General features: G+C 47.3%; 10 protein-coding genes. 4 read left to right on the top strand and 6 right to left on the bottom strand.

Translation table 11 applies throughout. From position 1 onward, the window contains the following. Window positions 1–102 precede the first annotated feature (102 nt). The gene (asnS, locus tag AC4EVX_RS01495) at window positions 103–1,494 is read left to right on the top strand and encodes an asparagine--tRNA ligase (RefSeq protein ID WP_490159416.1); all 1,392 of its coding nucleotides are present in this window, start codon (window positions 103–105) and stop codon (window positions 1,492–1,494) included. A gap of 371 nt (window positions 1,495–1,865) precedes the next feature. On the opposite strand, the gene AC4EVX_RS01490 is transcribed toward asnS, so the two are convergent. From AC4EVX_RS01490 to AC4EVX_RS01470, 5 genes are all read right to left on the bottom strand, one after another. Next, a complete protein-coding gene (locus tag AC4EVX_RS01490) occupies window positions 1,866–3,575 on the bottom strand; it encodes a sensor histidine kinase (RefSeq protein WP_490159415.1) in 1,710 nt (569 codons plus the stop codon). Then, window positions 3,572–4,246, bottom strand: a complete 675-nt coding sequence (locus AC4EVX_RS01485) for a response regulator transcription factor (RefSeq protein ID WP_490159414.1) — start codon at window positions 4,244–4,246, stop codon at window positions 3,572–3,574. Before AC4EVX_RS01485 ends, AC4EVX_RS01490 begins: the two co-directional genes overlap by 4 nt. 429 nt (window positions 4,247–4,675) lie before the next feature. Beyond that, window positions 4,676–5,923, bottom strand: coding sequence for a serine hydroxymethyltransferase (gene glyA / locus AC4EVX_RS01480; protein WP_177978162.1), 1,248 nt, complete (start codon window positions 5,921–5,923; stop codon window positions 4,676–4,678). A gap of 293 nt (window positions 5,924–6,216) precedes the next feature. Beyond that, window positions 6,217–7,911: a single-stranded-DNA-specific exonuclease RecJ gene (recJ, locus tag AC4EVX_RS01475; protein WP_490159454.1), complete on the bottom strand. Its 1,695-nt coding sequence runs from the start codon at window positions 7,909–7,911 to the stop codon at window positions 6,217–6,219. Window positions 7,912–8,006: 95 nt separating this feature from the next. Further along, entirely contained in the window at window positions 8,007–8,870 is an 864-nt protein-coding gene (locus tag AC4EVX_RS01470; protein WP_408612102.1) for an NAD(P)-dependent oxidoreductase, read from the bottom strand. A 385-nt stretch (window positions 8,871–9,255) separates the two neighbouring features. On the opposite strand from AC4EVX_RS01470, the gene AC4EVX_RS01465 reads away from it, so the two are divergent. Next, window positions 9,256–10,902: an oligosaccharide flippase family protein gene (locus AC4EVX_RS01465; protein ID WP_177978160.1), complete on the top strand. Its 1,647-nt coding sequence runs from the start codon at window positions 9,256–9,258 to the stop codon at window positions 10,900–10,902. A 306-nt stretch (window positions 10,903–11,208) separates the two neighbouring features. Here AC4EVX_RS01465 and tnpA read toward each other — a convergent pair whose 3' ends face one another. Continuing rightward, a complete protein-coding gene (gene tnpA / locus AC4EVX_RS01460; protein WP_490159413.1) occupies window positions 11,209–11,625 on the bottom strand; it encodes an IS200/IS605 family transposase in 417 nt (138 codons plus the stop codon). A gap of 108 nt (window positions 11,626–11,733) precedes the next feature. Here tnpA and AC4EVX_RS01455 point away from each other — a divergent pair, with 108 nt between their 5' ends. After that, window positions 11,734–13,260 (top strand): RNA-guided endonuclease InsQ/TnpB family protein, encoded by a 1,527-nt coding sequence (locus tag AC4EVX_RS01455; RefSeq protein WP_490159412.1) that lies wholly within the window; start codon window positions 11,734–11,736, stop codon window positions 13,258–13,260. A 523-nt stretch (window positions 13,261–13,783) separates the two neighbouring features. Beyond that, window positions 13,784–14,791: an aspartate--ammonia ligase gene (gene asnA / locus AC4EVX_RS01450; protein ID WP_177977209.1), complete on the top strand. Its 1,008-nt coding sequence runs from the start codon at window positions 13,784–13,786 to the stop codon at window positions 14,789–14,791. The last annotated feature ends 54 nt before the right edge of the window (window positions 14,792–14,845 follow it).

Below are 14,845 nucleotides of genomic sequence, written 5' to 3'. Positions count from 1 at the left end.
CTTGAATCACAGAAAAAAATAAAGTATACTCTTAGATAGGCTGAAAAATTTTTTAAGAAAGGAAAAGCTAAAAAGTTTTATTTTTTTAGCGAAAGATTTATCATGAATTTAGTTACGGTTCGGGAACTTTACCGAAACAGAGAAACCTACATGGACAAGGAGATCACCATCGGCGGATGGGTGCGCAGTGTCCGTGATTCCAAGGCATTTGGATTTATTGTTGTCAGCGACGGAAGCTATTTTGAGACTCTTCAGGTTGTTTACCACGACACAATGGCAAATTTCAGCGAGATCAGCAAGCTCAACGTTGGCGCTGCAATCATTGTAAAGGGTACGCTTGTCGCTACCCCGCAGGCAAAACAGCCGTTTGAGATCCAGGCAACTGAGATTCTCGTCGAGGGCGCATCTGCTCCGGAGTATCCGCTTCAGAAAAAACGTCACACCTTAGAGTACCTCCGCACAATCCCGCATTTAAGAGCACGCACCAACACCTTCCAGGCTGTATTCCGTGTTCGCTCCCTGATCGCTTATGCAATTCACCAGTTCTTCCAGGAGCGCGGTTTCGTTTACGTTCACACTCCGCTGATCACCGGAAGTGACTGCGAGGGCGCAGGTGAGATGTTCCAGGTTACAACGATGGATTTGAACGACATCCCGAAGAACGAGGACGGCTCTGTCGACTTCTCCAAGGATTTCTTCGGAAAACCAACGAACCTGACCGTAAGCGGACAGCTGAACGTCGAGACTTATGCAATGGCATTCCGCAATGTTTACACCTTCGGACCGACCTTCCGCGCAGAGAATTCCAACACAACCCGTCATGCAGCTGAGTTCTGGATGATCGAGCCGGAGATCGCATTCGCTGATCTTCAGGACGATATGAACCTTGCTGAGAGCATGCTCAAGTATGTGATCCGTTACGTTCTCGAGAACGCACCGGAGGAGATGAATTTCTTCAACCAGTTCGTTGACAAGGGACTCTTAGAGCGCTTAAATGGTGTGCTGAACTCTGAGTTCGGTCATGTGACCTACACCGAGGCAATTGAGATTCTTGAGAAACACAATGATAAGTTTGATTACAAGGTATCCTGGGGATGCGATCTTCAGACCGAGCATGAGCGTTACCTGACCGAGGAGATCTACAAGCGCCCGGTATTCGTAACCGACTATCCGAAGGAGATCAAGGCCTTCTACATGAAGATGAATCCGGACAACAAGACGGTTGCCGCTATGGACTGCCTCGTACCGGGTATCGGCGAGATCATCGGAGGAAGCCAGCGTGAGGACGATTACGAGAAACTGCTTGCCCGCATGAACGAGCTCGGACTCAAGCAGGAGGACTACCAGTTTTATCTGGATCTGCGCAAGTTCGGTTCCACCCGTCACTCCGGTTTCGGACTGGGATTTGAGAGATGCGTGATGTACCTGACCGGAATGGGCAACATCAGAGACGTGATCCCGTTCCCGCGTACCGTAGGTAACTGCGAGCTGTAAGGGCTCCGAAATATTTGGCGGAATTCTCGGAGTTTCGGAGCAGGAAACTCCAAACCATTTCTCCGCTATCACACAGCTACCCACACGAAGTATACTTTAGAGCATATTGCACGCTTTTATTTCACATCAAAAACAGGATGCCAGCTACATCGGATATGTTGTTGAATGGTGCAGGGCGCCAGCGGTGAGAAAGTCGCTGCAAACCCGTGTGAAACGTCGGTGTTTAGATCGCATATTTTGCGATCTTATGCACCGCTACGTTGAACCCGGAGTGCGAACGAATTTGCAGGACTTTACTCATCGTCGGCGCCCCCATTATACTCTTTATACTTTTTATACCATTTATGCTCGTCATATTCTTTTAGAAAAACTCACGGAAACACAATTCTAATCGTCGTTCCAACTCCAACCTTACTATCCATCTCCACCTTCGCCTTGTGGTAGATTGCCCCGTGCTTTACAATCGAAAGTCCGAGTCCTGTTCCACCAATCTGGCGGGAGTGGCTCTTATCCACTCGATAGAAACGCTCAAAGATCCGATCCTGATCTTTCTCCGCTATTCCAATTCCCGTATCCTTGACGATCACAGTCGGATGATGGTTGATTTCATCCACAACGACATCCACTCTTCCATGTGGGCGATTGTATTTGATTGCATTTTCACAGAGATTGAAAATCATCTCATCAAGAATCTGTGATGCCCCGTTCACAACAGCCGGTTTTGCGGTAAGTGAGATCTCAATTCCTGCGGTGTGCGCCGTCTCCTTTAAGCGAGTTACGACTCCCGCTGCAATCTGACACAGATCCACATCCGTCTTCTCAATCTCCACTTTCTCCTCATCGAGACGCGACAATTTGATGATATCCCCGACAAGCGTAATCAGGCGCTGTGCCTCCGAGTATATCTTCTCTGAGAATCTTCCCATATCTTCCGGACGCACAAGTCCATCCTTCATAATCTCCGCATATCCCGAGATTGAAGTCAACGGAGTCTTGAGCTCGTGTGATACATTTGCTGTGAACTCCCGGCGCAGTTCCTCACGATTCTGCTGTTCCGTCACATCGAGGATCACAACAACGGCTCCCCTCTTGTCCCCCGACTCCACAACCGGACTCGCAATCAACTGATAATACCGCCCGTTCAATTCCAGATTCTGTTGACCACGCTCCCCATTCAGGGCATCATTTACCACCTCACGAAAACTTGCAGAGCGGTTAAAGCTGAGCACATTTCGATGCTCCTGTCCATTTTCCGAATGTTCCATGCTCTCGATATCCACACCGAGAATTCTCACCGCACTGCTATTGTACGAAATCACATTTGCCTTGCTGTCTACAACAATAAATCCCTCTTTCATATTTTCCGTAATCGCTGTGAACTCCTCCTGTTTTTTCCTGAGTGTCTGCATCTGTTGCTGAATCGTCAGTTTCTGTTTCTGAAGACTTCTCACAAGAGGATATAGTTCTTCATAAACCTGATCCGTCTGCGGATTATCCGGATCTAATTCATTGATCGGTTTGACAATCCGCTTTGTCTGTGCATCCGCAAGAGCCATCGTAATCGCAAAAATGACTCCCGCCATCACAAGCATTGCCGGAACGGTATGGATCACACTCGCAAGATCCGTGCGCGTTGTGCTTGCCACACGGATAACCGTTCCATTGCTGAGTCGCTTTGCATAATAATATGTCTGTTCTGCAAGCGTATCGGAAACACGAAATGTCTCCCCCTCGCCCTTCTCCAGCGCTTCCTTCACTTCCGGTCGATCTGCGTGATTCGGCAGGGAAGAGGGGGAGGTATAGCTGTCATAGATCACGGTTCCATCCTTTGTGATCCAGGTGATTCGGCTGATTCGATTATCCGGATCTGCCGGATTCGTTTTTTCCAGTTTTTCAAGTTCATTCAGGTATTTCGATCCATCTTCCTCCAATCCTGCCGCCAGATAATGGACTTCCCGCCTTACATCCTCGTGAGTCTTCCGGTTTGTCTCCTGACCGATAATCGATGTCGCCGTCCATGTAGCAATCAGCATCGAGAAGAGGGCTACAACACAGATACTCCTGAAAATTCGCTTTTTCATGAAATCTCCTCCATCTTATATCCCACTCCGCGAATCGTTTCGATATAGCCACTGGCACCTCCAAGTTTCTGACGGAGCGTCCGGATATGGACATCCACCATGCGCGTCTCCCCGTCAAAATCATATCCCCAGATTTTAGAGAGAAGCTGATCTCTCGTCAGTACAATCCCCTCATTTTCCATCAGATAGCAGAGCAATTCAAACTCCTTGTAAGTCAGAGCAACCGGATCTCCATTTACTGTTACGGTATGCTTATCCAAGTTGACGGCAATCGAACCGAGCGTGCGGATTCCAGCCCTGCGCTCCGGCTCTGTCCGGCGAAGAAGTGCCTTGACTCTCGAGATCAGTTCCATCATTCCAAACGGTTTCGGAATATAGTCATCTGCTCCACTGTCAAGTCCGATCACCTTGTCATACTCCGTTCCTTTTGCCGTCAGCATGATCACCGGCAGTCTCGAGGTATGACCGGAATCCCGAAGTTTTCTCAAAATCGAAAGACCGTCCTCATCCGGCAGCATAATGTCGAGAAGCACCAGAGACGGCTCCTCCTTTTTCATCTCATTCCAGAAATCCTTCGCACATGCAAAACCCTTCGCCTCAAATCCGGTTGTCTGAAGTGTGTAAATCACAAGCTCCCGGATACTGTTGTCATCCTCCACAAGATAAATCATCTCTTTTTTTCCTCCATCTCGCGCTCACCATTTATATGTCCATATCCCAATCCCACATTTTAAAACCAATAGAATTGTAATAGCTTCGTTTTCTCACTTATGTATCATCATATAACTGATTTGTAAAATACAGCAAGCCTATATGTAAAATTTGTGTAAAGTTTTTAAGATCTCTGGCTGTTTTTGTAAAATCCCCCATTTTCAATATGTATTATGCCCTTGCAGAACATTTTTCTATAAAGAGAATATGCCTTGGCACATTCTCTCGGAGCATTTTTGTATGATAGGACACAATTTCCTATCATATAAAAATAAAAACAGGGAGACATCCTCACGGACATCTCCCCTTATCTTTATTTCTTCGTATTCAATTCGATTTTATTAACGAATTTACATTACCGTTCATGCGTTGCACAAACTATAATGATTCTACTCGTAAATCGGGTACTTCTCGCACAGCTTGGTGACTTCGGCACGGATATAATCTGCCTTGTTCTCGAAATCGGTTGCTGCCAGCCAGATGCACTCTGCGATCTTCGGCATATCCTCTTCCTTCAGACCACGGGTTGTGATTGCCGGGGTACCGATGCGGACACCGGAGGTAACGAACGGGCTTCTCGGCTCATTCGGAACGGTGTTCTTGTTCAGAGTGATGTAAACCTCATCACAACGATTCTGGAGTTCCTTTCCGGAAACTTCCATTCCGCGCAGGTCAAGCAGCATCAGATGGTTGTCTGTACCACCGGTCAGAACCTTAAAGCCCTGCTTCTGAAGGGCATCAGCTAAAGCTGCCGCATTCTTCTTCACCTGCTTCTGGTACTCCTTGAATTCCGGCTTCAGTGCCTCACCGAGACAGATTGCCTTTGCTGCAATCACATGCTCAAGCGGGCCACCCTGGGTTCCCGGGAAGATTGCCTTGTTAAAGTTGAACTTCTCTGCAGCTTCCTTGTTTGCCAGGATCAGTCCACCTCTCGGTCCACGCAGAGTTTTGTGAGTCGTGGTCGTCACAACATCTGCATACGGGATCGGGCTCGGATGCTCTCCTGCTGCAACAAGACCAGCGATATGAGCCATATCTACCATGAGGTAAGCGCCAACCTTATCTGCAACCTCGCGGAAACGCTTGAAATCAATCGTTCTCGCATAAGCACTTGCACCTGCAACGATCAGCTTCGGCTTTGCCTCCATTGCGATCTCTTCGAGCTTGTCATAGTCGATAAATCCGTTGTCATCTACTCCGTAAGGAACAATGTGGAAATACAGACCGGAGAAGTTAACTGGGCTTCCGTGAGTCAGATGACCACCATCACTCAGGTTCATACCCATAACCGTGTCGCCCGGTTTTAACATTGCCAGAAAGACTGCCATGTTTGCCTGCGCACCGGAATGTGGCTGAACATTGGCATAATCACAGCCGAACAGCTTCTTTGCACGCTCAATCGCGATGGACTCGATCACATCCACATTCTGACATCCACCGTAATAACGCTTTCCCGGATATCCCTCTGCATACTTGTTCGTCAGCACGCTTCCCATTGCCATCATAACCGGCTCTGAGACGATGTTCTCTGATGCGATCAGCTCAAGATTTCCTCTCTGACGCATTGCTTCTTTTTCAATAGCAGCTCCCACTTCCGGGTCATGTTCCGTAATGAATTTCATCACTTCGTTTACCATGGCAATTCTCCTCTCTGTATTCTGCACCTATTTTGTTACTGTTCACGCATTGTGCAAACAGCAACGGATCTTGCCGATGCTTCGCATTCCAAATCGGCAAAATCTGCTACCGCCACGATATCATACGGCGTTTTCAGTTCAGGAAATGCCTACCCGTGTACGGTAACCTGATTTTTTATTATTGTCAGAATTATTAATCCCGATTATAGTACGCAAAAAATGACCTGTCAAGTACGCATTCCCGTGCATGACAGATCATTTTTATTTGTTAAGTCCACGGTGAATAAAACAAATTAGTGAATCTTATATTCTTTTATCATAATTTGCAGACTTCTTCTTCCGTTATACTCATTGATATCCGGGTAATAGATCACATCGATTGTGCGCCGGTCACCAAGTTCCTCTAAGAACCGATCGCCCTCGGTGAACAACATTCCATCCATCGGCAGTCCCTGCGGAGTCACAAGCATCATTTTCACCGCATTCCGATTTTTCCCGAGAACACGCACACTCCGAATCATCAGGTCTTTCTGGGCGAACTGAGGTTTCTCATTTCCATTTCCAAAAGGCTCCAATTTCCCGAGTTCCTGAATCAGCGGTTCTGAGACATACTCAAGCGGAAGGGGCACGTCGATCCAGATTTTCGGGATAAAATCTGCGGGTTTTAAGTTCGCCTGCTCATTGAGTCTGCGACGGAACTCGTCGACATCCTCCTCCCTCAGTGAAAATCCTGCCGCCATCGGATGACCGCCAAACTTCAGCAACAGATCCTTGACCCCACAGAGTCCCTGATACATGTGATACGCCTCAATCGAGCGACCGGAACCTTTGACGCATCCCTCACTCCGTGTGAGCACAAGCGTCGGACGGTTCCATGCTTCCCTGACTCGACCGGCGATAATTCCCGCCAGAGACTCATGGCAGTCTGGAAGAAAAATCACAAGAACCGCATCATTCGCATAGTGCTCCTCCACCTGATCAAGCGCCAGCTCCACTCCATCCCGTGTCATCTCTTTTCGCTCTTCATTGAGTTCGCGAAGCTCCTCTGCCATCCGTCCTGCACGGACATAATCCTCGCAGAGCAGAAGCTCAAGTGCGAGCTTTGCAGTCTGAAGACGACCACTCGCATTCAGACACGGACCAATTACAAAACCAATGTGGTATGCCGTCAATGACGTAATATCGAGCCCACAGGCTTCGACAAGCGCGCGCAGACCTGCACTCTTTGTCTTTGCGATCTGTTTGAGTCCAAGCCGCACAAGAATGCGGTTCTCATCCTGGAGTTTCATTACATCTCCGACTGTTGCAATCCCCGCAAATTCAAGCATATCAAGCCACTCCTGACACGCAATTCCAAATCGCTCATAGAGCACCTGCACGAACTTGTAAGCGACAACACCACCACAGATCTCCGGGAACGGATAAGGACAATCATCCTGTTTCGGGTTCACGACTGCATCCGCAGGTGGAAGACACTGCTCCCCCTTCTCGCCTCGGACAACCTCATGATGATCCGTCACAATCACCGTCATTCCAAGCTCCTTTGCACGCTCAATCTGACTAATCGCAGAGATTCCATTGTCGCAGGTGATGATCGTGTCCACCCCATCCGCCTTCGCCTTCTCAATAATCTGTTCATTGATCCCGTATCCATCCTTGATTCTCTCCGGAATCTGGTAATCCACATGACCGCCACAACGCGAGATTCCCTTATAGAGAAGATACGTCGAGCAAACTCCATCAATGTCATAGTCTCCAACAATCCGGATATGCACGCCCGCGCGGATTTTCTTCTCCATAATCCCGGTCGCGAGATTCATCCCTTTCATCAGATGGGGATTGTAGAGATCGTCAAGAGTCCCGTATAAATACCTGCGAATCTCCTCCTCCCCCTCCACATTTCGATTTCGGATAATCCGTGCCGTCACCGGGCTGATATGAAACCTTGACGCAATCCCGTTAAAATCCGCCCGTTTCGTCTGAAGCATCCAGACACTCTGGCGCTTAGGCCGATGTTCCTTTTTCACTATCTCTATTGTCCTTCCCTGTCGTCATATCAATCTTCTTATTTATGTACAATTACTTATTTTTCATAATACTTAAGGAGTGCCTGAGTTCCCAAATCTCCCATTCCGTCCTTCTCCATCTCCTCATACATGCCAAGCACATACTCGAGCATGCCAAGATGAAGATCCGCGTCTTTTGCCTCCCCGTCTGCGAGCTTCATGTCCTTGATGAAATGCTTCACAAAAAATCCCGGATTGAAATCCCCCTTCAACGCTCTCGGAACGACGTTGCTCATCTGTGCACTTCCCGCTGCCCCGGTCGAGATCGAATCAAGCATTGTCTTCGTATCGAGTCCGACCGCCTTCGCGTAGGCAACTGCCTCACACGCGCCGGAGATTGCACCTGCGATTGCAATCTGGTTGCACATCTTCGTATGCTGACCATTTCCAGCTTTTCCTTCATAATTAATATTCTTTCCCATCGCCTCAAAGATCGGACGACAAGCCTCAAAATCCTCCTGATTTCCGCCCACAAGGATCGTCAGTGTTCCCGCCTTCGCTCCAGAATCTCCGCCGGTCACCGGTGCATCCAAGCCGTGAAGTCCTGCTTCCTTCGCCTTCTCATGAATCTGAACTGCCAGTTTCGGACTGCTCGTCGTCATGTCAATGACGTAAGCTCCCTTCTTTGCATTTGCAATCACACCATTCTCGCCAAAATACGTCTCCTCGACATCCTTCGGGTAGCCGACAATCGAAATCACGACATCGCGGTCAGCGACGCACTCTTTCACAGAATCTCTCCACTCAGCGCCCTCTGCGACAATATCATCTGCCTTCGCCTTCGTGCGATTGTATACAGCAACCTCAAATCCGGCCTTCATCAGGTTGCGGATCATTCCCTTTCCCATAATTCCGGTTCCGATAAATCCAATTTTTTTCAGCATAATGTTTTCTCCTCTCCTATCGCAAACTCCGATTATTTCTGTTTTTGTTTCTTTCAGACAAATCCGTTCTCGCTCAATTTGCTCTCACTTCTCCCACCACGGTATCCTACTGTATTTTCAGTTAAAAAAATCCCTCACCCGTGTACAGAAACATTTTATCACATCCTCGGACAGATTGCCATGTTTGCGAGGAATCGATCTTCAATCTGGTTGTGTCTCCTCCACAAATGCGTTATACTATGGAATAGCAAAAATATTATAACTCTGAGTGGATGCGCAGTGATTTTGATGGGAAGATGTCAGCAAAGCTGACCAGAATCATGCGCCAAGTCTCCGCAAGCGTTGACTTGATCTCAAAAATTTACCAGGAGATTTTTTAACTATGAATGAAAAAGCAAAAAAATCAGCCTCCGGCGGAAATGCCGGATTTCTGGTGCAGGGAAGTATTCTGGCAGTAGCCGGAATCATTGTCCGTTTCATCGGACTGCTGTACCGAATCCCGATGACCCGCATTCTGGGCGGTGACGGAAATGGCTATTACAGCACTGCCTACGAAATCTACAACATCGGTCTGATTCTCTCCTCGTACAGCCTGCCTTTGGCGGTCTCCAAACTGATCGCAGCAAGACGAGTGCGCGGTCAGTATCAGGATGCCAAACGAGTCTTCAAGAGTGGACTGATCTTCGGCGCAATCGCCGGTGGAATCATGACGATGATTCTGTTCTTCGGTGCAGATGCGATCACCTCGACCGTCTTCAAGAGCCCGAACAGTGCCCTCCCATTAAAAGTAATGGCTCCGACGATTCTCGTCTTCTCGATCATGGGCGTTATCCGCGGATACTTTCAGGGTCTCGGAGACATGGTTCCGACCTCGATCTCTCAGGTCATCGAGCAGATCGTCAACGCGTGCGTCAGCATCGGTGCCTCCTACACCTTTACCGTGTGGTTTGCAAGTCGTGACAACGTAGGCTCTTACAGCGCAGCCGGCGGAACGCTCGGAACACTCTGCGGAGCACTCTCTGCCTTCGTCTTCCTGACAATCCTGATGGTGCGCTACCAGAAGAGACACAAGAGACGTCTCTCTCAGCCACAGAGTGTCCCGGTTGAGACATGGAAAACGATTTACGTTGCCCTCTTCATGACGCTGACACCGATCATCCTCAGCCAGTTTGTATACCAGCTCAGCGGAACCGTCGACAATGCGATGTTCGGAAACCTGATGAGCGCAAAGGGACTGACCGAGAAAGAACGCGCAACTTTGTTTGGCATTTACAGCAACAAGTACCGCCTTCTCTCCAATGTGCCGGTCGCAATCGCCTCCGCTCTCGGAACCTCGATGATCCCGAGCATTGTCCACTCCAGCACCCAGAGAAAGCACCGCGAAGTCAAGTACAAGATTGGTCTGACCGTCAAGTTCAATATGCTGATCGCAATTCCTTGTAGCGTCGGCATGGGTGTTCTCTCCGCTCCGATCATGCAGATCATCTTCGGTGACAGCAGAGAACTGACTGCACAGCTAATGATGATCGGCGCACCTGCCGTCGTCTTCTTCTCCCTGTCAACTGTCACAAACGCAGTTCTTCAGGGAATTGACCTGATGCGCAAATCCGTCACTCACTCTGCAATCTCACTCGTGATCCACATCGCTCTCGTCTATGTGATGATTGAGCATCTGAATCTCGGTGTATACGGACTTGTAATCGGAAATGTCACCTTCGCTCTTGTCGTCTGCATCCTGAACTGGATCTCGATCGGCAAGAGACTGCGTTACCATCAGGAGATCCGCACGACCTTCCTGCTTCCTCTGCTCTCCTCCGCCGTCATGGGTGCCTGTGCATGGGGAGTTTACGTTGGAATCCGCGCCGTGACTCACAGCTACCGCCTCGGTTTCCTCGTCGCAGTTCCGGTCGCTATGGTCATCTACGGACTGATGATCATCCTGACCCGCTCCGTCACCGAAGACGAACTCCGCGACATGCCGTTCGGAATGCGAATCGTCCGCCTGTGCAGAAAACTGCATCTGATGTAACACACTCATTTAATCCAAGGGGATTTTTTAATTGCTTCATAAAATAGGTAACTGCGATTTTTATCACGGTTGCCTATTTTTTTATATGATAGGAAATTGCGTCCTATCATATAAAAAATGCTCCGCAAGAAGCGCACTCGGCGCAGGAGTAGATGGTTGCCGAAGCAACCGCGCCTCGGCGCGAGAATGTGCCAAGGCACATTCTTTTCTTTATTTGCCTGCCTATTTCTATCAAAATCGCAGAGTACCACGCCTGACCAACTGGATCAGACGTGGGTGAATGCGTAATGATTTTAAAATTTTAGATCATTCATTTTTTTGATTCTTAATATATTCCTTTACCGCAGTACTTGTTCGGTCACTGACAGTCCCGATAAAATAACTCAAACTCCAAAAATAGGGTTTCCAGTAATAAGGTTTCAGTTCCTCAGAAAACTGTTTTCTAATGTTTCGAGAAGATGCAGATTTAAATGCATTTACAAATTCTGCAAGATTTAAATTTGGTTTTGCATCAAACAAAATATGAATATGATCTGGCATGCATTCAAATGCCTGAATCGTAAGATTACGATCCTTAAAATAGGTTTCCGTATAATTTCCAAGGGCAGTTTCTAATTGTCCGCGAATCACGGGATGCCGATATTTTGTGACTAAGACTAAATGGTAGCGCAATAAAAAGCAGCTATGCCTGTTCACATAATAACCATCCTGTTTCAAAAACATATGTTCTTATTTCTCGTTGCAACTGATCGCATAATATGATATAATTATATCATGTAATATTAAGTAGTTACAATGTATTTTTATTCAAAAGGAAAGGAGGCAACCGATATGGGATATATGAGAACAATAACTGTTTGTATCACTCAAAATCATCCCTTATTTAACTATGCGGAAACGGTAACACGTCTTGCAAATCATTTAAGCAATGCAATTCGTTTTCGTCAGCGTCAGGTATTAACGGCGGTCTCCAAACCTGCTACAAATTGGTCAGCTAACGAACAGGAAGTCATGAAGGAAATTCTTGATACCATCTCACAAATGAAACGTCCTGTCCCTGTTCCGACAAAGGAAAACCATTTTCTTGGCTATTCCTTTTTGGATTCTGTCATGAAATATACAAAAAATCCAGATTATTATGCAAAGGGACTTCCGCGTCAGACCGCACAATATGTTTTAAAACAGGCAGTTCGAGATATGAAGACCTTTTATGCCTCCTGTCATGCCTACGCAAAAGATCCCTCCGCCTTTACCGGGAAGCCAAAACTTCCTGGTTATAAGAAAAAAGGCGGACATACCACAGCAACTGTTTCTAATCAAGACTGTATCATTAAATTACGAAACGGCAAATGGTATGCAGAATTCCCATTCATAAAAGAGATGCCTGTATGTATCGGATTTCCGATTCCGGATGCAAGACTTAAGCAAGCATGCATTATACCGGAAAATGGACGTTATCGTTTGACTTTCCAATTTGAAGTCGAAAAAGATCTTCCTGAACATTCAAAAGAATCTCATCGAATCTGTGCAATTGACTTTGGTGTCGATAATCTCATGGCAGTTACGAATAATTGTGGCATAGCATCTCTTTTATATAAAGGTGGACCAGCTAAAGCATCAAATCAATGGTACAACAAAACCATTGCGAAACTTGTAAGTGAACAGACCCTTCAAACAGGAAAAAAATTTATACCAGATGAAACCTATTATGCAATTACAAACCGACGAAACGATCAGGTCTCTGATTATCTGCATAAATGTGCAAAACACTTTGTGACATGGTGCGTAGAAAACCGTATCGACACCGTTGTTATGGGTGTGAATAAATACTGGAAGCAGAATTCTGGGATCGGTCATCAAAATAATCAGGAGTTTGTACAGTTACCAATTACCAAACTTCGCGAAATCATTCAGTATCTTTGCGAATGGAACGGGATTCGTTGCATCGAACAGGAAGAAAGCTATACCTCAAAGGCAAGTTTTCCTGATCATGATCCAATCCCGGTGTACCGAAAAGAAGATTCCACGAAATATACATTTTCTGGTAAACGAAAACCGACTCACTATGCCGGAATGTATAAAAAGGATGGATTTCGTGGTCTTTATAAAACCCCAAATGGTACGATCATCAACTCCGATTTAAATGGATCTGCGAATATCCTGAGAAAAGCATATCCACAAGCCTTTGATGGGGAAAGTCTGCCTTGTTTTGAGAATGTTTTCATCATTCTTCATCCTGATTATGAGAATCAAAAAAAGAATCGTCAAAAACAATTACAAGCAAAAAATTCATTTAGCAAATCAAAAGAAAAGCGACAGCGACGAAAAAAATGCGCTTTTCGTCAAACTGTCGCTTAAAAGTAATCCCACTGGGATAGGGCTTTGTGAATAGCCATAAGCCACTTATCGTAGTCTTTTGGAAACCACGCCTGATGGCGTAGGAAACGGAGACTTCAGACGTGGTAATTCATCAACCATATATAACTCAGAGTGGATGCGCTGTAATTCTGATTGGAAGATGTCAGCAAAGCTGACCAGAATCACGCGCCAAGTCTTAGCAAGCGTTGGCTTGAAATATCTACATTTCGGCTCCCGAGGCGAAGAAGTTCCAGGGCAAACCCGTGTGAGGCGTCAGTGTTTAGACCGCGTACTTTGCGGTCTTATGCACTGCTACGCCGAACCCGGAGCGAGAGCGCGTTTGCACGGAATTCTTGCGCTGAGGGAGCATTAGCTGAAATTTTCTCTTGTGCAGATTCCTGCAAAATGATACCATAAGGAATAGTAACTGTTTTAAGTTTTGGTTCAAGTCCACACATGCAACGCAACGACTTGACGCAACTTTTCTCAGCTGCAAACGACTCATTGATTTGGAGGAACCCCTATGGCACTGATTATTCCAGAAAACTATGACCCGCACCTGAGTGTTCGGGAAACCCAGGAGGCAATCAAATACATCCGCGACACCTTTCAGAAAGAATTCGGACGCGAGATGCATCTCGAGCGTATCTCTGCACCGCTGTTCGTCACCCGCGAGAGCGGTTTAAACGACAACTTAAACGGTGTGGAGCGTCCGGTTTCTTTTGACATCGCCGGTATCCCAGGACAGACGGTTGAGGTTGTTCACTCCCTTGCAAAATGGAAGCGTATGGCACTCAAAGAGTATGGCTTCCAGCCAGGTGAAGGTCTCTACACGAACATGAACGCAATCCGCCGTGACGAGGAGCTTGACAACCTGCACTCCTGCTACGTCGACCAGTGGGACTGGGAGCGCGTTATCACCCGCGAAGAGCGCACGATCGAGACACTTGAGGAGACTGTTCGCACAATCTTCAAGATCATCAAGCACATGCAACATGAGGTGTGGTACAAGTACCCGCAGGCAGTAAAAGAGCTTCCGAACGACATCACCTTCATCACCTCCGAGGAACTTGAGGAGCTTTATCCGGACAAGACCCCGAAGGAGCGCGAGAACCTGATCACCGAGAAATACGGCTGTGTATTTCTGATGAAGATCGGTGACAAACTGAAATGTGGCGAGCCTCATGACGGACGTGCCCCGGACTATGATGACTGGCAGTTAAACGGTGACATCCTGTTCTGGTACGAGCACTTAAACTGCGCACTTGAGATCTCCAGCATGGGAATCCGTGTTGACGAAAAATCTCTCGCAGAGCAGTTAAAGAAAGCCGGCTGTGAGGAGCGCCGTGAGCTTCCGTACCACAAGATGCTGTTAAATGGTGAGCTTCCGTGCACGATCGGCGGTGGTATCGGTCAGTCCCGTCTGTGCATGCTTCTTCTCGACCGCGCCCATGTCGGCGAGGTACAGGCAAGTCTGTGGCCGGAAGAGATGCGCAAGACCTGCCGCGAGCACAACATCATCTTGCTGTAATTTTTACTGTAATGCTTTACTATAATTTTTTACCGTAATTCATTTTTGATTTTC

The organism is Brotaphodocola sp., assembly GCF_983179755.1.
The sequence above is the reverse complement of the archived record's forward strand: the minus strand, read 5'-3'. Positions and strand labels throughout refer to the sequence as shown.